This is a genomic window from Candidatus Hodgkinia cicadicola (assembly GCF_002774925.1).
Genome location: NZ_NXGO01000074.1, coordinates 1 through 951, shown reverse-complemented (window position 1 = coordinate 951; position 951 = coordinate 1). Strand labels below are relative to the sequence as shown.

The window sequence follows — 951 nt, the reverse complement described above, 5'->3', positions numbered from 1 at the left end:
AGAAATATACACATATAATAAAATAAATCTGTACAATATATACCAGTATTTGTTTAGGAGACTATTGGACCTTAGTCTGAATGACCTTCAGAGCTGGGAAAGCTGTTTGAAGAGAATAGCTTTCCAAACTTTCCAGAAATTCTAAACTACCAGTTGGAATAGCATAGGAAGGGCGTTAAGAAATGAGGAAGACATTTAAGCATGAGATGGGAATGAATTTCTTATAATGTATATGTGGTGAAGCACATAATTGGAGAGTTTTATAGGTTAAATCTAATAATAGTATTTATTATTGAATTGTTTTAATATTTATAGTATTTTTTGGTTGTAGGTATTACCATAACATCTGCAGCAGTGACGTTTGCATGGAATAAACATAGAATAAACCTGATAGACACTCCAGGGCACATTGATTTTACAATGGAAGTAGAACAGGCATTGAATGTTATGGATGGTGCTATTATTATATTGGATTCATCTGCAGGTAGCTTTAGGCTTGAATATTTCATGTCTGCTGTATTTGTTGTTAGCTGCCAGCTCATGTGATTGATTTTGTATTGTTTTGTGGAATTGCAGTTAAGAATTACGAGTTCATACTTTGAACATGGTGTAAATACTGTGACTTAAACATGAAACAAGTACTGACTAAATTCTTTGTATCTTTCGTATTACATTAAGTAATACATTCATCTAATTGTGATATACAATATATGTCTAATTAATTCAAGTTAGATTTTAAAATTAAAATTACCTGTAATTTAAATAGTAGTAATTTTCTATATTAAGAAACTTTGCACTATGTTCAGAGTTTGCATAAGTGAAAAACTGTCGTTTCTAGTACAGTAGACTCCCGATTAATCCGGCCTAATGTGGCGGAAGGGAAGGCTGGATAACAAAAAAGCCAGATAGGCCGGAGTTCTATAATGACTCACTTCCCGCCCCACATATACC

At 32.7% G+C, this 951-nt stretch carries 1 pseudogene; it reads left to right on the top strand.

Annotation, left to right across the window (positions count from 1 at the left end):
* Positions 1-330: 330 nt before the first annotated feature.
* Positions 331-486 (top strand): annotated as a pseudogene (locus MAGTDC_RS05635) (GTP-binding protein); the annotation flags it as partial.
* Positions 487-951: the final 465 nt, after the last annotated feature.